Below are 19,352 nucleotides of genomic sequence, written 5' to 3'. Positions count from 1 at the left end.
AAAATTGGATTTATCCCTGTACATTATCCGAATTTTTTGTATATAATAAAAATTAGATTTTTTTAAGGAGCTGTATGAATTGATAACAACATTGACTAAAGGACCGTTCAAAGCAGATCACGTTGGAAGCTTTTTGCGTCCTGAGCGTATCAAGCAAGCACGATTACAGGTAGAAAACGGGGAAATGACAAAGAAACAGCTTCGAGCAATTGAAGATGAAGAAATTAGTAAGCTCGTAGAAAAGCAAAAACAAATTGGATTAAAAGCCATAACAGACGGTGAGTTTCGCCGTGCGTGGTGGCACTTTGATTTTCTATCAGAACTTGTGGGCGTAGAACTTTACGAAGCAGAGTCGGGAATTCAGTTTCACGGTGTCCAAACAAAAGCTCACGGTATAAAAGTTACTGGAAAACTAGATTTTAATCACCACCCTATGATTGAAGATTATAAATTTCTTCATCAAGCGGCTGGAAAAGAACACGTGGCTAAGTTCACCATTCCAAGTCCCAATATGCTGTTTTTCAGAGGTCATATTGAAGAGTCTGCTTACTCGGATACGGATGTATTTTTTGCTGATTTAGTTAAAACATACCAAAAAGCCATTCAAGCATTTTATGATGCTGGATGCCGCTATTTACAGTTAGATGATACTGCGTGGGCGGTCTTTTTCTCAGAAAAAGGACAAGAACAAATCGCGTCAAAAGGATTTACGCCCCAAGAATTACTGAAACGTTTTACGGATGCGATCAACGAATCCATTGCGCATAAGCCAGATGATATGGTTATTACAATGCATATTTGCAGAGGGAATTTCCAGTCTACTTATACAGCAAGCGGCGGATATGAAAATGCGTCAAAAGCTATTTTCAGTCAGTTAAACGTAGATGGACTATTTTTAGAATTTGATGATGAACGCTCAGGAGGATTCCAACCTCTTCGACATGTAAAGCGAAATGACCTTCAGATTGTCCTTGGTCTTATCACATCAAAATTTGGAGATTTAGAAGATCCTGAAGCAGTGAAAAAACGAATTGCTGAAGCGGCAGAATTTGTTTCTCTTGATCAAATTTGTTTGAGTCCCCAGTGCGGATTTGCTTCTACAGAAGAAGGAAATTTACTAACTGAAGAACAGCAGTGGGATAAAGTAAAGCACGTGATTTCAATTGCTGAAGAAGTATGGAAGTAATCATTAAAAAAGCTGACCTGCTTTAAGGCCAGCTTTTTTGCTGTCATCACAATGTTAGGAAAAGCTATATAGATAAATAGATAAGACCAATAAGCATAAACACTCCGCATAAAATGAGTAAAATTTTCGCTAACTTCTCCATGACTCTCTCCTATCCTATCCCTGCTCCTATTACATAGGACATACCGATTGAAATAACAAGTGAAATAAACCCAACGGCTCTGTTATCTTGTTCAATTTCATCATCGATTCGAAATTTCGGCGTCAAAAATTCGAAAATAAAATAGCTGACTAGTAAAAGAACAAACCCATATATTCCCCATCCAAGCATTCTTAACAAATTGTCGTTATGCTCAATTGAATAGCGAAAAATATTAGCTAATCCAAATATTTTCCCACCTGTTGCCATCGCAACAGCCATATTTCCTTTTTGAATCTCTTCCCAATTCTTATATTTAGTAACGAGCTCAAACACAACAAGAAAGACGACAATGCTCAAGACAACCACGCTGTAATAAGCGGCGGATTCAATATACGGGTCTTTCCAAAAATCCCTCATTTTTGCATCACTCCTAATTTATATTACACTCCACGTAATGAACTGACAGGTCTCTTTCCTTTACTTGCATCGTTCTTAAAAGAGATAGAAAACCCAACATAGTTCATGAGCCATGTCGGATTTTCCATCTTCATATATGCTTGTTCAGCGCATCCACTGACACCTTTATCTCAGCATTCTTTTACTTAAATTCCACAACCGTAACGCCAGAACCTCCTTCAGAAGCTTCTCCGAAACGAATATTTTTAACAGAACGATGATTTTTCAAATATTCCTGTACACCTTTACGAAGAGCTCCGGTTCCTTTACCGTGGATAATCGAAACGCGCGGATAGTTGGCTAACAAAGCATCATCAATATATTTTTCAACTCGAATCAGCGCATTTTCATAGCGCTCTCCTCTTAAATCCAGTTCTAGATTTACATGATAATCTTTTCCTTTTACCGTAGCAAGCGGCTTTGTTTCTACAGGTTTTGGGGAACTAATATATTCGAGATCTTTTTCTTTCACCTTCATTTTCATGATTCCCATTTGCACTTGCCATTCATTATTACTTACTCGTTCCACAAGCGTTCCTTTTTGTCCCCAGCTTAAGACTTTCACTTCATCTCCAGCTTGAAGAGTGCGCTCTTGTTTTTTCAGCACAGCCGGTTTCTTTTTACTTTTTTCAAGAGTTGGAACTGCATCTTCTAGACGCTTACGTGCTTCAATCAATTCATGCTCTTTTACAAGCGCATGATTTTTTTGACTCATTTTACGCAAATCGCTAATGATTTTCTCTGCTTCTTCAGATGCTGCTTGAACTGTGGCTTGAGCTTTTTCTTCAGCTTTTTCGTACAGCTTATCTCGTTTTTCATTAAACTCAATAATCTGACTCTGTAATTCTTTATGAAGCTTCTGAGCCTCTTTTCTTAGCTGTTCAGCTTCTTCTAGCTCATGTTCAGATTGACGGCGGCTATCTTCAAGAGAAGCGATCATATTTTCTACTTTATTTGTTTCTGAGCCAATATAGCCTTTGGCACGTTCAATTACTTCTGCACTTAAACCTAAACGTTTTGAAATTTCAAAAGCATTGCTTCGACCCGGTACACCAATCAGCAGCTTGTAAGTAGGGCTCAATGTTTCAATATCGAACTCTACGCTAGCATTGACCACTCCTTCACGGTTATAGCCGTACGCTTTTAATTCAGGATAGTGAGTAGTCGCAACTACGCGAGCGCCTCTTTCATATACTTGATCTAAAATCGAAATCGCAAGCGCTGCACCTTCTTGGGGATCTGTTCCGGCTCCCAATTCATCGAACAAGACCAGACTTTCATGATCTACTTTTTGTAAAATATCTACAATGTTGACCATATGAGATGAAAAGGTACTCAGACTTTGTTCAATGGACTGCTCATCTCCAATATCAGCAAATACGTGTTTAAACACAGCCATTTCCGATCCATCCAGCGCAGGAATCTGCAAACCTGCTTGAGCCATTAATGTGAATAACCCAAGTGTTTTTAACGTTACGGTTTTACCGCCGGTATTTGGTCCTGTAATAACGATAGACGTATATTGATCACCTAGCTCAATATCATTTGCAACGACATCTTCCTGTGCAATAAGAGGATGTTTTGCCTTCACTAACTTAATATAGCCTCGATCGTTCATTTTAGGTTTTGAAGCTTTTAGCTCATGGCTATAGCGCCCTTTAGCAAACATGAAGTCCAGCTCACCTAACAAATAAACGTTTTGACGGAGTTCATTTGCCACTTCCGCTACCTGAACGGTTAGAGCAATAAGAATACGCTCAATTTCTTGTTTTTCTTTTACTTTTGCTTCTTGAAGCTCATTATTTAACGTCACAATCGCCTGTGGCTCAATAAATAACGTTGCTCCAGATGAAGACTGATCGTGCACAATGCCTCCATACGCACTGCGATATTCTTGCTTAACAGGAATAACGAAACGTTCGTTTCGAATGGTAACAATCGCATCTGACAACATTTTCTGAGCAGACGAGGAGCGAATAAGACTGTCTAGCTTTTCGCGAATACGAGACTCCGTCGAGCGAAGTTTTTGACGAATGCCTCTTAGCTGGTCGCTTGCACCGTCTAGTACTGTGCCATTCTCATCAATGCTCATTTTAATTGTTTGTTCTACCTCAGGAAGAGGCATTAGTTTTTCGATATGTTCAGTTATAATTGGAAGCTGTAAATCTTCGTCTTCTACTACTTGCTCGATAAATTGCTTGACTTGTCTTGCAGCATAAATAGTACTTGCTACATCAAGAAGTTCATTAGAGCTTAGCGTTCCTCCAATTTCAGCGCGCTTTACGCTAGGTCGAACGTCAAAGATGCCTCCTAGCGGTACGTTGCCACGCAATCGCAGCACGGTTGTAGCTTCATCTGTTGCTTCCTGCCATTTGACTACTTCTTCATACTGAGTCGAGGGAATCAAATTCGCTACTTTTTCTCGGCCTAAAGAAGAAGCTACTTTTTTCTGAAGCTGTTCCTTAACTTTATTAAACTCTAGTACATGGAAAATACGTGATTGCAAAACTGATTCCTCCTGTTGCTTATTTATGTCGATTTAAAAAGGCGGTTAATTCTTTGAGGCTATACGTATTTAATACCGTTTCTGGTTTAAGCCAGCCTTTAATTCCCGTAGATATTCCAATTTCCATATGCTCTAGCATGTCTAGATTGTGAGCATCTGTATTAATTGCAATTTTAACTCCTGCCTCTTGTGCTTTTTTTATGTGCTCAGCGGCTAAATCTAAACGGTTTGGATTCGCGTTTAGTTCAAGAGCCGTTTTTGTTTCCTTAGCTAATTCAATTAGCATATCAATATCTACATCATATCCGTTGCGGCGACCAATCAAACGACCGGTCGGATGAGCGATTAAATCTACATGAACATTATTTAACGCTTGCTTTAAACGATTCATAATTTCTTCGCGTGATTGTGAAAAACTAGAGTGAATGGACGCAATAACAAAATCTAGCTCAGCTAGCATTTCATCATCATAATCAAGTGTTGCATCGGGCAAAATATCCATTTCAATTCCTGCTAGTATTGTAAAATCATCGAACTGTGCGTTTAAACGATTAATTTCTTCACGCTGTTTGCGAATGCGTTCAGGCGTTAGACCGTTAGCTACTTTTAAATACTGAGAGTGGTCTGTAATCGCCATGTATTCATAGCCTCGCGCGCGACATGCTTCCGCCATTTCTTCAATTGAATACGCTCCGTCGCTCCACGTGGAGTGCATATGCAAATCACCTTTTACCGCACCGTAGGTCACAAGCGTTTGAGGTTTTATAAATGCATCTACTTCCGTTCCATCTTCACGAAGTTCCGGCGGAATAAAAGACAGCCCAAAATGTTCATAGAATGCTTGTTCAGACTCAAATGTCATAACTTCGCCTGTCTCCGCATTTTCAACGCCATACTCGCTAATTTTTTCACCGCGTTCTTTTGCTAATTGACGCATGCGCACATTATGATCTTTTGATCCTGTAAAATGATGAAGCGTCGTGGCAAACGCTTTATCTTCTACAAGACGAAAATCCACGGACACATCGTACTCATAGGCTAACGTTACCGATACTTTTGTATCTCCATTTGCAATGACATCCTTCACATTTGGCAACGATACTAGCTGTTCACGGACAGCATGAGGCTCAGCTGTTGAAATAATAAAATCAAGATCTTTTACAGTTTCTCTCATGCGGCGAATGCTCCCTGCTTGAGAAAAACGCTCAATGCTATGCATATGTTTAAGGACTTCTAAAATTTCTTCCGCTATTGGAAGCATAAAAGCAAGAGGCAAACGATCAGGACGTTTCCCAAACTCTTCAATAGCAGCGATAATTTTCTCTTCCGTCTTTTTACCAAAACCGCTTAGTCCCTGCACTCGATTTTCCATACAGGCCTGATGCAGTGATTCCATGTCTTTAATATCTAGCTCTTTATATAATTTAGCGATTTTTTTACCTCCAAGCCCCGGCAGCTTAAGCAGAGGAATAAGTCCTTCAGGAACTTCTTGCTTTAGTTCTTCTAGTACGCTTGACTCATTTGTTTCCATATACTCTGTAATAACTGCAGCCGTTCCTTTACCAATCCCTTGGAGCTTGGTAAAATCCTCAATCTCTGTCAGCGTTCTCTCGTCCGTTTCTAGCGCTGCAGCTGCTTTTCGAAAAGCAGAAATTTTAAAAGGGTTATCTCCTTTTAATTCCATATATGTAGCAATTGTTTCTAACAATTTAATAATATCCTTTTTATTCATCTCTTTTCACCAGCCTATTATCATAATAACGAAACTTTCAAAACATGATGAGTGACATATGTACTCTCTCAAATTTTTATCTAGACATACTTTTATCTCCGTGAAAACCGCAGAACAGACTGCGATAAAAAAAGAGGGTATCTCAAAAGTATTATGACACTTTCGACACACCCTCTCAACAAGCTATTGTAATTTCATTACATTACACCATACTGAGTCCACAAATCTTGAATGGCAGACGATAAGTATGGAGTATTTTGTACGATATTGATTGCAATTGAAGACTGTTGAATTGGCGTTTGAATTTCACTTACAGGAATCACGGCTCCAATGTATAACAAAATAAAAACGATGATATACACTTCAACGAATCCAAGTGCACCTCCGCCCCATTTATTTAACTGGCGCAGAATTGGCAGTTCCGTTAAAGCCGTTAAAACAGAGCCTGCAAGGCGAAGTACAATGTGAGTAGCAAAAAATAAAATCGCAAATGCAATCATTCGATAAAAAGCGTCTTCTATCGTTCCAGAATCAAATACAAACGATGCGACACTTTGCTGCTGAATATTGTCTGGAAACGGAATCAACAAGCGAAGTCGACTTGCCAAATCTCCACTAAACATATAAGCGACGATAAACGAAACCGCAAAACTGACAATATGAATGAGTTGCAAAATAAATCCTCTTTTAAGACCTGTTACAAAGCCTAAAAGAAGCAATATAATTAAAATGATATTAAGCATTGACTCAGTCATTCCTCTTTTCCATAAAGTTTTTGTTCAAGTCTCTCATAGTCTTCTTTCAGTTTTATATATTCGTGTACAGCATTCACAGCTGTTAATACTGCTAATTTATTGATATCTAAAGAAGGGTTTTTAGTACTGATTTCACGCATTTTTTCATCCACTATAGAGGCGACAAGTCGAATATGGCTTGTACTTTCGCTACCGACGATGCTGTACTGCTGACCAAAGATGTCAACTGTCGCACGTGTTTTATCTTGTCTTGACACGAGAAAATCCTCCGTTCCACGAAAAATCCTAATCCCTATCATACCACGAAGAAGACTTCAATGGAAACATATCTATATTTAAGCTATCATAAGGGATAGTGCTTATAAAGTAAACTAAAATACCCCGAAAGGAGTGAAGCATTATGTCACATGCTGTTATTAAGGTATCAGCTGATCAGATAGCTAAAATGAAGCTTCATTACACATCCTATTTGCAGCCTAAATTGCCGCAGGGAAGTATTTTTTCGGCTAAAACTCCCGGCTGTTCTATCACTGCATACCGCTCTGGAAAAGTACTTTTTCAAGGAAAAGAAGCTGAAACAGAAGCAGCTAAGTGGGGAGGTCCTTTAGATGCTGCTAAAAAGGCTCCCGTCTCACATCTCCCATCAAACTTCAGTTCACTATCGGTCATTGGTTCTGATGAAGTAGGAACGGGAGATTATTTTGGTCCCATGACCGTAGTTGCTGCCTATGTTCAAAAAGAGCAGCTTCCTTTGTTAAAAGAATTAGGAGTACGAGATTCAAAAGAGTTAACGGATGCTAAAATCATTGAAATTGCCAAGCAGCTTGTTTCGTTTATTCCTTACAGTTTGCTTGTCTTACATAACGAAAAGTATAATGCATTTCAAGAAAAAGGCATGTCACAAGGTAAAATGAAAGCTCTGTTGCACAACAAAGCTTTATCCAACGTGTTAAAAAAATTGGATTCTGAAAAACCTGATGCGATTTTAATTGACCAGTTTGTTGAAAAAAACACCTATTATAAACACATCGTAAAGGAAAAAGAGATTATCAAAGAAAATGTCTTTTTCAGTACAAAAGGAGAAAGCGTTCATTTATCTGTAGCCGCTGCTTCCATTATTGCCAGATACGCATTTTTAAAACAAATGGATTTACTAACGGAAAAGACGGGGATGGTCATTCCTCGCGGAGCTGGAGCACAAGTTGATATCGCCGCTGCTAAAATTATTAAAAAACATGGCGTCAATGCGCTGAACTCTTTAGCTAAAATCCATTTTGCTAATACAGAAAAAGCTTTAAAATTAGCTAAAAAATAAGAGATGTGGAAATCCACATCTCTTTTTTTATTCTTATGAACGAAGCGTTGCACCAAATTCTTTTTCAACAGCTTCTAAAACTGCACCATGTGCTTTTGCTACTTCTTCATCTGTTAATGTACGTTCAGGATCTAAGTAACGTAAAGAGAAAGCTACAGATTTCTTGCCTTCTTCCATACGCTCGCCTTCATATAGATCAAATACTGTCACGTCTTTTAAAAGTTCTCCGCCCGTCGTATAGATGACGCGCTGAACTTCTCCTGCAAGAACGTTTTTATCTACAACAAGTGCAATATCACGTGTAATAGATGGGAATCTTGGAATAGCTGAATAACGAACTTCTTCGACATCTGCAGCTAATAGCTCTTGAAGGTGTAATTCAAACACGTATGTTTCACGAAGGCCATACTGTTTCTGAGCAACAGGATGAACTTGACCCACGTATCCAATTTCTTTTTCATCTAACCATACAGCCGCTGTACGTCCAGGGTGCATACCGTCTTTTTTAACGGGAGCATATGAGATTCGTTTCTCTAAACCAAGCTGTGCAAATAACCCTTCTAGTACACCTTTAATCACATAGAAATCAACGACTTTCTTTTCACCTTGCCAGCCGTGAGCATGCCATAGACCCGTGATTGCACCAGCTACGCGCTCCTGCTCATCCGGTAATTCCCCTTCACCTTTAGATAAGAACACTGAGCCTGTTTCGTATAGCGCAATAGAATCCGATTGACGAGCATTATTGTGCTTCACTGCTTCAAGTAAATGAGGCACTAAGCTTTGACGAAGGATGCTGCGATCTTCACTCATCGGCATTGCTAAACCAATCGTACTTGTTGCATTGAGTGCAAACTGAGTAGCTTTTTCAGCGCTCGTTAACGAATAGGTTGTTGTTTGCGCTAGCCCTGCTCCCTCTAAGAAACGGCGAACTTTACGGCGTCCAAGCTGATACTCTGTTAATTTTCCTGGAGTTGCCACTGTTACAGGAAGCGTTGTAGGAAGGTTGTCATAGCCATACATGCGCGCTACTTCCTCCACGATATCTTCTTCAATTGTAATATCGCCTCGACGAGTCGGTACCGTTACAACGATTGTTTCATCTTCGACTTTGCTTTCAAATTGAAGACGGTTCATAATATCTTGTACTTCTTCCATCGACAGTTCTGTACCAAGCACATTGTTAATACGTCCAAGTGACACAGCTACAACAGCAGGTTCCACAGTTAGTGTATCTACTTCTACAGTACCGCTTACCACTTCACCTGAAGCGTATTCAGCCATTAATTCTGCTGCGCGGTCAGCAGCTACACGCGTACGGTTAGGATCAATTCCTTTTTCAAAACGAGCACTTGCCTCACTGCGAAGACCGTGGTCTTTGGAAGCTTGACGAACTGTTAAACCTTTGAAGTAAGCTGATTCAATAAGAACATTTACCGTATCGTCTTTTACTTCAGAGTTTGCTCCCCCCATTACACCTGCAAGGGCTACCGGTTCACTGCCGTTTGTAATAACAAGCTGATTGCCTTTTAATACGCGCTCTTGATCGTCAAGCGTTACAAACTTCTCGCCTTCTGACGCGTGACGTACAACAATTTCTTTTGAACCAAGACGATCATAGTCAAAAGCATGCAGCGGCTGGCCGTATTCAAGCAAAATATAGTTGGTAATATCAACAACGTTGTTATGAGGTCGAATACCAGCTGCCATTAAACGCGTTTGCATCCATAATGGTGACGGAGCAATTTTTACGTTTTTCACAACGCGCGCTACGTAAAGGGGATTGTCTTCTTTTGCCTCTACTTTAACGGAAATATAATCAGCTGCTTGCTCATCAGACGTTTGCACGTTTACTGACGGATACTTCACTTCACGACGTAAAATAGCAGCCACCTCATGTGCTACACCTAACATACTTAAGCAGTCTGAACGATTTGGTGTTAGCCCTAGTTCTAATACTTCATCGTTTAAGTTTAATGCATCTAGCGCATCCGCTCCTACTTCAGCATCACTTGGGAAGACGAAGATGCCTTCTTGATAATCTTTTGCCACAAGCTTGCTTTCAATGCCAAGCTCTTGAAGAGAACAAATCATACCGTTCGATTCTTCACCGCGAAGCTTAGCACGCTTGATTTTAAAGTTACCTGGAAGTACAGCTCCCACTTTTGCAACCGCTACTTTTTGACCTTGTGCCACGTTAGGTGCTCCGCACACGATTTGAACGATTTCTCCTCCGCCAAGATCTACTTGACAGCGGCTTAATTTATCCGCATTTGGATGCTGTTCACGTTCTACAACGTGACCAATTACCACTCCGCTGATGCCTTTATTTAAGTTTTCTACACCTTCAACTTCAATTCCACTTTTTGTGATTTTATCAGCTAACTCTTCTGCCGTTACGCCTGATAAGTCAACATACTCTTGTAACCAACGATAAGATACAAACATCGTAGTCCCTCCTTTATACTTGTTTAAATTGATCTAAGAAACGAACATCATTTGTATAGAAATGACGAATATCATCCACGCCGTGTTTTAACATAGCAATACGCTCTACACCGATTCCAAAAGCAAAACCACGATATTTAGTTGAATCGTATCCAGCCATTTCAAGAACATTTGGATGAACCATACCGGCTCCTAAAATTTCAATCCAGCCTGTTTGTTTACATACATTACAGCCTTTACCTCCACATTTTGCACACGATACGTCTACTTCTACAGACGGCTCAGTGAATGGGAAGAAACTTGGACGAAGACGAATTTCACGGTCTGCACCGAACATCTTTTTCACAAATACTTCAAGCGTGCCTTTTAAATCGCTCATACGAATGTTTTCGTCTACTACAAGACCTTCAATTTGCATAAATTGATGTGAATGCGTAGCATCATCGTCATCGCGGCGGTACACTTTACCTGGGCAAATAATTTTAACAGGTCCTTTGCCTTCATTCTTGTTCATAACACGAGCTTGAACAGTTGATGTATGCGTACGAAGAAGCGTTTCTTCCGTAATATAGAACGTATCTTGCATATCACGTGCTGGGTGACCTTTTGGCAAGTTCAGCGCTTCGAAATTATAGTAGTCCTGCTCTACTTCTGGTCCTTCTGCTACTTCATAGCCCATTCCTAAGAATAAATCTTCTACTTCTTCAACCACGCTTGTGAGCGGGTGATGCGTACCTGCTTTAACCGGGCGTCCCGGCAGCGTTACGTCAATTGTTTCTGAAGCAAGTTTACGCTCTACCTCGGCTGCTTCTAACGCCGTTTGTTTTTCTTCAATTTTAGATGCAATCGCTTCACGTACTTCATTTGCAAGTGCTCCCATTACAGGACGCTCTTCAGCTGAAAGTTTTCCCATACCGCGAAGTACTTCTGTGATAGGGCCTTTCTTTCCTAAATAAGCTACGCGTACGTCGTTTAATTCTTTTAAAGCACTTGCTGCTTCGACTTTTGCAATTGCTTCTTGTTGAAGTTCTTGTAAACGTTCTTTCATCACTTATTCCTCCTTTTAACGTAAAAAATGACAAATAAAAAAACCTCCTCCCAAAAAAGGGACGAGGATTAGTCGCGTTACCACCCTTGTTAACTATATACACAGACGTATACAGTTCACTTCATTCAAGTTAACGGAATCTCCGGAACACCTTTACATCTATGTAAGATGGTCTAAGTGTCAACTCAAGAGGTGAATTCACTTATTACATTTATAAAAATGCTTTCAGTCATGGCATTTTCTCCCTGCATAAACGGACATAAGCTACTGCTCTCTTTCATCGTTTTTTACATATGTAACTATTGTATTATTATAGTGAAAACACGTTCTCGATGCAACTACATTCCGCGTAAATAATAAAGTAAGATTCCAGAAGCGATGGCAACATTTAACGACTCGCTCTTTCCATAGATGGGAATGTACAGATTCTGATCCGTTTGTTCCAACACTTTCTCGCTTACGCCGTTTCCTTCATTTCCCACAATCAGCGCAAATTCGTTTGAAGGTTTTACGTGTGTGTAGACCTTTCCATTTTGTAACGACGTGCCGTAAACTGCTATTCCTCTTTCTTTTAACAATGAAATTATTTCGAGTAAATCGCCTTTTACAATTGGAAGGTGAAAAATAGCTCCTTGCGTTGAACGAACGACTTTTGGGTTGTACACATCCACGCTGCCCTCTCCAATGATAATAGCCTCCACTCCCGCAGCATCAGCGGTTCGGATAATGGTGCCTAGGTTACCTGGATCTTGCACGGCATCTAAAAGCAATACTTTCTGTGCTGTATGAATAATTTCCGCATGCTTTGTTTGAAAACACACGGCAATAATTCCTTGAGGTGTTTCTGTGTCAGATAATAACTTACTAATTGCTTCGTTTACAACGATTATTTCGATACCGTCTATATCCCACTGTGCGGGCACTTCGGTCGATTCGCGTATAATTAGTTCCTTTACGCAATCCTTATTTTTGATAGCCTCTTCGACTAAATGAAAGCCTTCTACCATAAAAAGGCCCTGCTTATCACGGTCTTTTTTATTATGCAGTTTTTTCCACGCTTTTACCTGCGGATTTTTAACTGAATCAATTTGTTTCACAAACATAACTCCTTTATCTATACAAAAATAAATAGTTCGATTACATTTTGTTCAATAATCATTAGATAAGTTTCACTTTATTGTACATAGAAATCGCAAAGAAAACAAAAACTATTGGTAACTTTACGATAGCTGAGGTGAAAATGATGGATCTTAATTTACGAAATGCTGTTATTGCAAACGTTTCAGGAAACTCAAAAGAAGAGCTTGAGGCTACAATTTCTGACGCTATTCAAAGCGGTGAAGAAAAAATGCTCCCTGGACTTGGTGTTTTATTTGAAGTGCTTTGGGAAAAGTCTCCGGAATCAGAAAAAGAAGAAATTCTGACAACGCTTGAAAACGGTTTAAAATAAATAACCTTTTCCTATGTACAACAAAAAGCTCATTCTCCTAGGAGAATGAGCTTTTTTCAATTATACGTAATGGCGTTAACCGTATCTCGGTCTAAGCGCTTAATGACTTCCGCAATTAATTTAACTGCGTTTTCATAATCATCACGATGAAGCATTGCTGCATGAGAATGGATATAACGAGTTGCAATTGTAATCGAAAGTGCTGGCACCCCGTTAGCTGAAATATGGATAGAACCCGAGTCCGTACCGCCTCCAGCAATTGCATCAAATTGATACGGAATATTTAATTCATCTGCCACATCTACCACTGTATCTCGAAGTCCTTTATGAGAGACCATGGAAGCATCATATAAAATGATTTGCGGACCCTGCCCCATTTTAGAAGAGGCTTCTTTATCAGAAACACCAGGTGTATCTCCAGCGATACCGACATCAACAGCAAATGCAATATCCGGTTCAATAAAGTTAGCAGATGTTTTTGCACCTCGGAGTCCAACTTCTTCTTGCACCGTTCCTACACCATACACAACATTTTCATGTTTTTCATTTTTTAAAGCTTTTAATACATCGATAGCGATTGCACAACCAATACGGTTATCCCAGGCTTTCGCTAGGAGCATCTTTTCATTGTTCATAACCGTAAATTCGAAATAAGGTACAACCTGATCACCAGGTTTTACTCCCCACTCCGCTACTTCTTCTCTGCTAGAAGCACCAATATCGATGAACATATCTTTAATGTCAACTGGCTTTTTGCGAACTTCTGGAGGCAAGATATGAGGTGGCTTTGAGCCAATAATCCCCGTTACCTCTCCTTTAGATGTCACGATGGTTACGCGTTGAGCAAGCATAACTTGAGACCACCATCCGCCTACCGTTTGAAAACGAATAAAGCCGCGTTCATCAATTTGAGTCACCATAAAACCAACTTCATCCAAGTGACCGGCTACCATAATTTTAGGCCCTTGTTCGTTGCCTACTTTTTTTGCAATCAAACTGCCTAGCCCATCCGTCGTTACTTCATCTGCATAAGGTGCAATATATTTCTTCATAACCTCACGCGGTTCACGCTCATTTCCAGGAATTCCTTTTGCATCTGTTAGTGCTTTAAGCATCGTCAATGTTTCATCTAACTTTGTCATATGGATTACCCCTTTCATATGTATACCTCTATTATAGCTAAAAAGAGGTTGAAGTAAAATTTCCCATCCCTTTATTTCTAGTATCCTTGTTCTTGGCGTTTAAAATTCACTTCATTTTTTGACATGTACGCCTCTTCAATATGTTCAGCAGAAAAACCAAACATATCGCCAAGCTTCATGTAAGATGCAAACATGTTCACATAGTTTTCTTTTGACAGGTCCTGCTCGAAAGCAGAAACTTGTGCAAATACCTGTAAAAATTGTGTTGTTTTTGAATCAGCTGCTTTTACTTTTGGCAGCTCAGTTAAATCATCGTATCCTTTTTCAATACCTAAAGAAAGAATGAAATGTACGCCGTCCACAAATTCTTCTAAAATAACAGCATCTTCAGCCGGAGGTTTAACGCTCCAAAATTTGAAGCAGCGCGTTTCGTTTGCCAGCTCTCCCATTTCAACAAGCAGAGCTAAAAGTTTTCTTGGAACCAAGTCTTCCTTATGAAGCTGATGCTTGTCCTCTATATGCTGATCCAGCTGGCGCTGCATGGTAAATAGCTGTTGTAAATTCAATGTAATCACTCCTGTAATTATGTATATCTTCTTCTTTTTAAACCAATAAAGAAATTATATCAAAAATCGTGAAACTTTTTAGAGACTGAAACGTAAAGTAAGAAAACTGTGCCTTGTAAAGGAGGGAGCGTTATGTTTGTTATTGTTATCGTTCGCGTGTTCATTTTCGCGCTTGTTGCTTACACACTATTAAAGCTGGTTCAGCATTTTCGCAGTCCAAAGCGGAAGCTTGTAGCAGCTCAGGAACATCAGCAATTTTTTGTCGTTGACGAAAAAACGAATATCCGCAAAAATTTTCTACTAACGTATAAAGGTATTTTATTTGAAGGAGAAAAATACAGCAATCCCAATGAACCAGAGTCTTTGTCGATTACAATGGTGTTAACAGATCCATCTCGATTGCATGAACTGCAAAAACAAGATTTCAAGCTGCTGGAAAATCACGTACACAACATGTATCCAAATGCTCCTATTCGCTGGAAAAGCCCCGTTCGAGAATTTTTACACTGAGCACAAAATCATTTGTGCTCAGCTGATAACAAAAAAGAAAAGTAAATCAAGAGCGGCAAGAATAGGAAAACCTACTGTAAACGATGTGTGCTTCGTTTTATGACGATAGCAATACATACCAATCAGTCCTCCAATGGCTCCTCCGATAGCAGCTACCGTCCACAGTGTGCTTTCGGCAATTCTCCACTCATGTCTTTTCGCTTTTTGTTTATCTCTATACATCATTCCTATCCCTATTATATTAATAACAATAAAATAGGTAAGCAGCAGTTCATTCATGATATGTCCTCCGATAGCAAAAAAGCCTCATCATCTAAAGATGACGAGACTTTATATTCATTACTTATCTAAGCCTTTTTTAGCAGCAGTTGCTAATTCAGCAAATGCTTTTTCATCAGCTACAGCTAAGTCAGCAAGCATTTTGCGGTTAACTTCAATACCTGCTAATTTTAAACCGTGCATTAAACGGCTGTAAGAAAGACCGTTCATACGAGCAGCTGCATTAATACGTGTGATCCATAATTTACGGAAGTCACGTTTTTTCTGACGACGGTCACGATAAGCATACATGTGAGATTTCATAACTTGCTGATTAGCAACTTTATATAATCTATGCTTCGAACCGAAGAAACCTTTAGCTAATTTTAAAACTTTTTTACGACGTTTGCGTGTTACTGTACCGCCTTTTACGCGTGGCATAATTGTTTACCTCCTGTATTGTTTCTATCTCAACCCAAATTACTTAATGTTATCTAATAAGTGACGGATACGTTTGAAGTCACCTTTGCTTACTAAAGAACCTTTACGTAATTTACGCTTTTGTTTTGTAGATTTGTTAGCGAATAAATGGCTTGTGTAAGCACGAGCACGTTTTAATTTACCGCTTCCAGTCTTTTTGAAACGCTTTGCAGCGCCACGATGTGTTTTCATTTTTGGCATGGGGTGTTCCTCCTCGTTCTATTACTTTTCGTTTTTAGGTGCCAAGACTAAGAACATGCTGCGGCCTTCCATTTTAGGAGCCGATTCAACTGAACTTACATCTTCGCAAGCTTGTGAAAAACGTTCAAGTACTTTTTGGCCAATCCCTTTATGAGTAATGGCACGACCTTTAAAGCGAATAGACGCTTTCACTTTGTCACCTTTTTCAAGGAACTTGCGTGCGTTACGAAGTTTAGTGTTAAAATCATGTTCATCAATTGTTGGACTTAAACGAACTTCTTTTAAGTTTACAACTTTTTGGTTTTTACGAGCTTCTCTTTCTTTACGTTGTTGCTCATAGCGGAATTTACCGTAGTCCATAATACGACATACCGGCGGTTTCGCATTTGCAGCAACCATTACTAAGTCAAGATTTACTCGTGAAGCAATTTCTAATGCTTCATTTTTTGATTTAATTCCTAATTGTTCACCATTTTGATCAATTAGACGAACTTCGCGAGCTCGAATGCCCTCGTTTACCATCATGTCCTTGCTAATAAGTAGCCACCTCCAAGGTTTAATGAGCGAATACGCTTGCTTAGACCGATTATTAACTCACACAAAAAAGTGTGAGTACATACTGCACCCACACTTCTATCGTTTTAATTAAGATACGATGTACCTGCTAACTGCTTTATGCGTCACTCAGGTGAGAAGCGGGTGCTTCTTCTTCTGTATAAACAAGTATTCAATTACTTAAGCTATTATAGTATCAACAAAGACAAAAGTCAATGATTTCGTTCTTTTTTCACAACAAAAGTTATTGTATCAAAGGAAAACCATTTATGCAACAGTTTTTTATAAATGTTAGATAAAAAAGCAGAGAATTTCAATTCTCTGCTTTTTTCATTAACGAGATGCTTCTGCTTTTACATTTTGTAAAAAGGCTTGGAAATCCACTGTTTCTGAATTCTGCTCACCATATTTACGTACGTTTACTGCTTTATCTTCTACTTCTTTATCCCCTACAACAAGCATGTAAGGAATTTTTTGCATTTGAGCCTCACGGATTTTATAGCCAATTTTCTCATCGCGAGAATCAAGTTCCACACGAATACCCGCAAGCTGAAGCTGTTCTTGCACTTCTTTTGCATACTCAAGGTGAACCGTAGGTGATACCGGAATCACTTGAACTTGTACAGGTGCTAACCACGTTGGGAAAGCTCCTTTGTATTCTTCGATTAAGAAAGCTACAAAACGTTCCATTGTTGACACCACGCCGCGGTGAATAACAACAGGTCGATGCTGTTTTCCGTCTTCCCCTACATACGTTAAATCAAAGCGTTCAGGAAGTAAGAAATCCAATTGAACCGTAGATAGCGTCTCTTCTTTACCAAGAGCTGTTTTAACTTGAACATCTAGTTTTGGACCGTAGAATGCCGCTTCGCCTTCAGCTTCATAATAATCGAGGTCAAGCTCATCCATTGCATCTTTTAACATGCTTTGTGCTTTTTCCCACATTGCATCATCATCGAAGTATTTTTCTGTATCTTCAGGATCACGATAAGATAGACGGAATGAATAATTTTCAAATCCAAAATCTTTATAAACCGCTTCAACTAAGCGAACCACACGAATAAATTCTTCTTTGATTTGATCCGGACGTACAAAGATATGTGCATCATTTAACGTCATGCCTCGAACGCGCTGAAGTCCTGATAATGCTCCTGACATTTCGTAGCGGTGCATTGTTCCAAGTTCAGCAATACGGATTGGAAGCTCACGATAGCTGTGAATACCTTGTTTGTACACCATCATGTGATGAGGACAGTTCATTGGACGAAGAACCAGGTCTTCGTTATCCATTTCCATTGCAGGGAACATGTCATCTTGATAGTGCTCCCAGTGACCAGACGTTTTGTAAAGTTCTACACTTCCAAGCACCGGCGTGTAAACGTGCTGATAACCAAGGCTTACTTCTTTATCTACGATATAACGCTCGATAATACGGCGGATCGTCGCACCTTTTGGAAGCCATAAAGGAAGACCTTGTCCTACTTTTTGAGAATTTGTAAATAAGTTTAACTCTTTACCAAGTTTACGGTGGTCACGTTCTTTTGCTTCTTCAAGAAGACGAAGATGCTCGTCTAAATCTGCTTTTGTAAAGAATGCTGTACCGTAAATACGCTGCAGCATTTGATTGTCGCTGTCTCCGCGCCAATAAGCACCTGCTACGCTTAATAGTTTAAACTCTTTAATTTTGCCTGTTGACGGCACGTGCACACCTCGGCAAAGATCAAAGAATTCGCCTTGTTGGTAAATCGTCACCTTTTCACCTGCTGGAATCGCATCGATCAATTCAAGCTTTAGTTCATCGCCAACTTCTTTAAAAAGTTGAATGGCTTCTTCACGAGAAACTTCTTTTCGTTCAATTTCAATATTTGAATTAACGATTTTTTTCATTTCTTTTTCAATTCTACCTAAATCTTCAGGAGTAATTGATTCTTCCATATCGATGTCATAGTAAAACCCATTTTCGATAACCGGGCCTACACCTAGCTGTACTTTTACATCTTTGTATAAACGTTTGATTGCTTGAGCCATTAAATGCGCTGTACTATGGCGCATAATTTCAAGCGCTTCAGGAGCATCTTGCGTAATGATTTCAAGACTGCCATCTTGTTCGATTGGCGTACGTAAATCCAGCAGCTCGCCGTTTACTTTACCTGCTAATGCTTTTTTCTTTAATCCCGGGCTAATAGAAGCCGCAATATCTTCTGTTGATGATCCTTTTGGATACTCTTTAACAGCTCCATCAGGAAATGTCATTTTGATTACTTCTGACACAACTTTCCACTCCTTTAACATAACTAATAAACTTTTTGTAAAAACAAAAAACTCGTCCCTTATAAAAAGGGACGAGTTGTGTATACACGCGGTACCACCCTTGTTTCCTCTTCGTATCTTGGATAACCCAAATAACCCGAAGCGGCTCGAGGTTTTATAACGGAAATTCCGTCAGTAATTACTAGAGACGCTGCTCGTTTACTACTGAAGTTTAGAGGTGGTAAGAATATATTCCGTGTTAGGAGATTTTCAGCCTAGATCTCCCTCTCTATAAACCGTAAATATACACTCATGTCCTCATCATAACTTGTGACATATAGCTGTTTTTCAA

The 19,352-nt window shown here is 39.5% G+C and carries 19 protein-coding genes and 3 other annotated features; of the genes, 4 read left to right on the top strand and 15 right to left on the bottom strand.

Annotation, left to right across the window (positions count from 1 at the left end; all coding sequences use genetic code 11):
* Positions 1 to 79: 79 nt before the first annotated feature.
* The gene (locus ACWATA_RS00880; RefSeq protein ID WP_165635118.1) at positions 80 to 1,186 is read left to right on the top strand and encodes a 5-methyltetrahydropteroyltriglutamate--homocysteine S-methyltransferase; all 1,107 of its coding nucleotides are present in this window, start codon (positions 80 to 82) and stop codon (positions 1,184 to 1,186) included.
* Between the two features lie 151 nt (positions 1,187 to 1,337).
* Here ACWATA_RS00880 and ACWATA_RS00875 read toward each other — a convergent pair whose 3' ends face one another.
* From ACWATA_RS00875 to zapA, 5 genes are all read right to left on the bottom strand, one after another.
* Positions 1,338 to 1,745, bottom strand: coding sequence for a DUF350 domain-containing protein (locus ACWATA_RS00875; RefSeq protein WP_013059411.1), 408 nt, complete (start codon positions 1,743 to 1,745; stop codon positions 1,338 to 1,340).
* Positions 1,746 to 1,926: 181 nt separating this feature from the next.
* A complete protein-coding gene (locus tag ACWATA_RS00870; RefSeq protein WP_473049543.1) occupies positions 1,927 to 4,290 on the bottom strand; it encodes an endonuclease MutS2 in 2,364 nt (787 codons plus the stop codon).
* A 19-nt stretch (positions 4,291 to 4,309) separates the two neighbouring features.
* Positions 4,310 to 6,022, bottom strand: coding sequence for a DNA polymerase/3'-5' exonuclease PolX (gene polX / locus ACWATA_RS00865; protein WP_394554240.1), 1,713 nt, complete (start codon positions 6,020 to 6,022; stop codon positions 4,310 to 4,312).
* Between the two features lie 197 nt (positions 6,023 to 6,219).
* Positions 6,220 to 6,777: a CvpA family protein gene (locus tag ACWATA_RS00860; protein WP_014458067.1), complete on the bottom strand. Its 558-nt coding sequence runs from the start codon at positions 6,775 to 6,777 to the stop codon at positions 6,220 to 6,222.
* Positions 6,774 to 7,034 carry a cell division protein ZapA gene (gene zapA / locus ACWATA_RS00855; protein WP_013059415.1) on the bottom strand — a complete coding sequence of 87 codons (261 nt, stop codon included), beginning with the start codon at positions 7,032 to 7,034 and terminating at the stop codon, positions 6,774 to 6,776. Before zapA ends, ACWATA_RS00860 begins: the two co-directional genes overlap by 4 nt.
* Positions 7,035 to 7,177: 143 nt before the next feature.
* On the opposite strand from zapA, the gene rnhC reads away from it, so the two are divergent.
* Complete coding sequence (gene rnhC / locus ACWATA_RS00850) at positions 7,178 to 8,092, top strand: ribonuclease HIII (protein ID WP_205663729.1); 915 nt, start codon at positions 7,178 to 7,180, stop codon at positions 8,090 to 8,092.
* A 33-nt stretch (positions 8,093 to 8,125) separates the two neighbouring features.
* Here rnhC and pheT read toward each other — a convergent pair whose 3' ends face one another.
* From pheT to ACWATA_RS00835, 3 genes are all read right to left on the bottom strand, one after another.
* Positions 8,126 to 10,540: a phenylalanine--tRNA ligase subunit beta gene (pheT, locus tag ACWATA_RS00845; RefSeq protein ID WP_028411765.1), complete on the bottom strand. Its 2,415-nt coding sequence runs from the start codon at positions 10,538 to 10,540 to the stop codon at positions 8,126 to 8,128.
* Between the two features lie 13 nt (positions 10,541 to 10,553).
* On the bottom strand, positions 10,554 to 11,588 hold the full coding sequence (gene pheS, locus ACWATA_RS00840; protein WP_014458064.1) for a phenylalanine--tRNA ligase subunit alpha: 1,035 nt from the start codon (positions 11,586 to 11,588) through the stop codon (positions 10,554 to 10,556).
* 54 nt (positions 11,589 to 11,642) lie between these two features.
* Positions 11,643 to 11,878 (bottom strand) — a binding site (T-box leader).
* Positions 11,879 to 11,926: 48 nt separating this feature from the next.
* The gene (locus tag ACWATA_RS00835) at positions 11,927 to 12,691 is read right to left on the bottom strand and encodes a TrmH family RNA methyltransferase (RefSeq protein ID WP_176343388.1); all 765 of its coding nucleotides are present in this window, start codon (positions 12,689 to 12,691) and stop codon (positions 11,927 to 11,929) included.
* A 140-nt stretch (positions 12,692 to 12,831) separates the two neighbouring features.
* On the opposite strand from ACWATA_RS00835, the gene sspI reads away from it, so the two are divergent.
* A complete protein-coding gene (gene sspI, locus ACWATA_RS00830) occupies positions 12,832 to 13,038 on the top strand; it encodes a small acid-soluble spore protein SspI (RefSeq protein ID WP_013059420.1) in 207 nt (68 codons plus the stop codon).
* A 56-nt stretch (positions 13,039 to 13,094) separates the two neighbouring features.
* On the opposite strand, the gene ACWATA_RS00825 is transcribed toward sspI, so the two are convergent.
* Together ACWATA_RS00825 and ACWATA_RS00820 are read right to left on the bottom strand one after the other, a co-directional pair.
* Positions 13,095 to 14,180: a M42 family metallopeptidase gene (locus tag ACWATA_RS00825; protein WP_028411767.1), complete on the bottom strand. Its 1,086-nt coding sequence runs from the start codon at positions 14,178 to 14,180 to the stop codon at positions 13,095 to 13,097.
* A 77-nt stretch (positions 14,181 to 14,257) separates the two neighbouring features.
* A complete protein-coding gene (locus ACWATA_RS00820; RefSeq protein ID WP_033579626.1) occupies positions 14,258 to 14,746 on the bottom strand; it encodes a dUTP diphosphatase in 489 nt (162 codons plus the stop codon).
* Positions 14,747 to 14,878: 132 nt separating this feature from the next.
* Between ACWATA_RS00820 and ACWATA_RS00815 the strand changes: the two genes are divergently transcribed.
* Positions 14,879 to 15,256 (top strand): hypothetical protein, encoded by a 378-nt coding sequence (locus tag ACWATA_RS00815; protein ID WP_028411769.1) that lies wholly within the window; start codon positions 14,879 to 14,881, stop codon positions 15,254 to 15,256.
* Between the two features lie 18 nt (positions 15,257 to 15,274).
* Here the strand turns inward: ACWATA_RS00815 and ACWATA_RS00810 are convergent, their stop codons facing one another.
* The 5 genes from ACWATA_RS00810 to thrS form a co-directional block, all read right to left on the bottom strand.
* Positions 15,275 to 15,535, bottom strand: a complete 261-nt coding sequence (locus tag ACWATA_RS00810) for a DUF1294 domain-containing protein (RefSeq protein WP_028411770.1) — start codon at positions 15,533 to 15,535, stop codon at positions 15,275 to 15,277.
* 60 nt (positions 15,536 to 15,595) lie between these two features.
* A complete protein-coding gene (gene rplT, locus ACWATA_RS00805; RefSeq protein WP_013059425.1) occupies positions 15,596 to 15,955 on the bottom strand; it encodes a 50S ribosomal protein L20 in 360 nt (119 codons plus the stop codon).
* 39 nt (positions 15,956 to 15,994) lie between these two features.
* On the bottom strand, positions 15,995 to 16,195 hold the full coding sequence (rpmI, locus tag ACWATA_RS00800) for a 50S ribosomal protein L35 (protein ID WP_013059426.1): 201 nt from the start codon (positions 16,193 to 16,195) through the stop codon (positions 15,995 to 15,997).
* A 21-nt stretch (positions 16,196 to 16,216) separates the two neighbouring features.
* Positions 16,217 to 16,720 (bottom strand): translation initiation factor IF-3, encoded by a 504-nt coding sequence (infC, locus tag ACWATA_RS00795; protein WP_013059427.1) that lies wholly within the window; start codon positions 16,718 to 16,720, stop codon positions 16,217 to 16,219.
* A gap of 69 nt (positions 16,721 to 16,789) precedes the next feature.
* Positions 16,790 to 16,912, bottom strand: a sequence feature (ribosomal protein L20 leader region).
* Between the two features lie 171 nt (positions 16,913 to 17,083).
* A complete protein-coding gene (thrS, locus tag ACWATA_RS00790; RefSeq protein ID WP_217915987.1) occupies positions 17,084 to 19,042 on the bottom strand; it encodes a threonine--tRNA ligase in 1,959 nt (652 codons plus the stop codon).
* A gap of 43 nt (positions 19,043 to 19,085) precedes the next feature.
* Positions 19,086 to 19,334: a binding site (T-box leader), on the bottom strand.
* Positions 19,335 to 19,352: the final 18 nt, after the last annotated feature.

It is taken from the genome of Priestia sp. USM5 (genome assembly GCF_058323215.1).
The sequence above is the reverse complement of the archived record's forward strand: the minus strand, read 5'-3'. Positions and strand labels throughout refer to the sequence as shown.

Bases quoted from the DNA above. Each gene is read 5' to 3' on its own strand.
- ACWATA_RS00875 (WP_013059411.1), bottom strand. From the start codon at position 1,745: ATGAGGGATTTTTGGAAAGACCCGTATATTGAATCCGCCGCTTATTAC.
- polX (WP_394554240.1), bottom strand. From the start codon at position 6,022: ATGAATAAAAAGGATATTATTAAATTGTTAGAAACAATTGCTACATAT.
- ACWATA_RS00860 (WP_014458067.1), bottom strand. From the start codon at position 6,777: ATGACTGAGTCAATGCTTAATATCATTTTAATTATATTGCTTCTTTTA.
- rnhC (WP_205663729.1), top strand. From the start codon at position 7,178: ATGTCACATGCTGTTATTAAGGTATCAGCTGATCAGATAGCTAAAATG.
- pheT (WP_028411765.1), bottom strand. From the start codon at position 10,540: ATGTTTGTATCTTATCGTTGGTTACAAGAGTATGTTGACTTATCAGGC.
- pheS (WP_014458064.1), bottom strand. From the start codon at position 11,588: ATGAAAGAACGTTTACAAGAACTTCAACAAGAAGCAATTGCAAAAGTC.
- ACWATA_RS00835 (WP_176343388.1), bottom strand. From the start codon at position 12,691: ATGTTTGTGAAACAAATTGATTCAGTTAAAAATCCGCAGGTAAAAGCG.
- sspI (WP_013059420.1), top strand. From the start codon at position 12,832: ATGGATCTTAATTTACGAAATGCTGTTATTGCAAACGTTTCAGGAAAC.
- ACWATA_RS00825 (WP_028411767.1), bottom strand. From the start codon at position 14,180: ATGACAAAGTTAGATGAAACATTGACGATGCTTAAAGCACTAACAGAT.
- ACWATA_RS00815 (WP_028411769.1), top strand. From the start codon at position 14,879: ATGTTTGTTATTGTTATCGTTCGCGTGTTCATTTTCGCGCTTGTTGCT.
- ACWATA_RS00810 (WP_028411770.1), bottom strand. From the start codon at position 15,535: ATGAATGAACTGCTGCTTACCTATTTTATTGTTATTAATATAATAGGG.
- rplT (WP_013059425.1), bottom strand. From the start codon at position 15,955: ATGCCACGCGTAAAAGGCGGTACAGTAACACGCAAACGTCGTAAAAAA.
- rpmI (WP_013059426.1), bottom strand. From the start codon at position 16,195: ATGCCAAAAATGAAAACACATCGTGGCGCTGCAAAGCGTTTCAAAAAG.
- infC (WP_013059427.1), bottom strand. From the start codon at position 16,720: ATGATGGTAAACGAGGGCATTCGAGCTCGCGAAGTTCGTCTAATTGAT.
- thrS (WP_217915987.1), bottom strand. From the start codon at position 19,042: ATGTTAAAGGAGTGGAAAGTTGTGTCAGAAGTAATCAAAATGACATTT.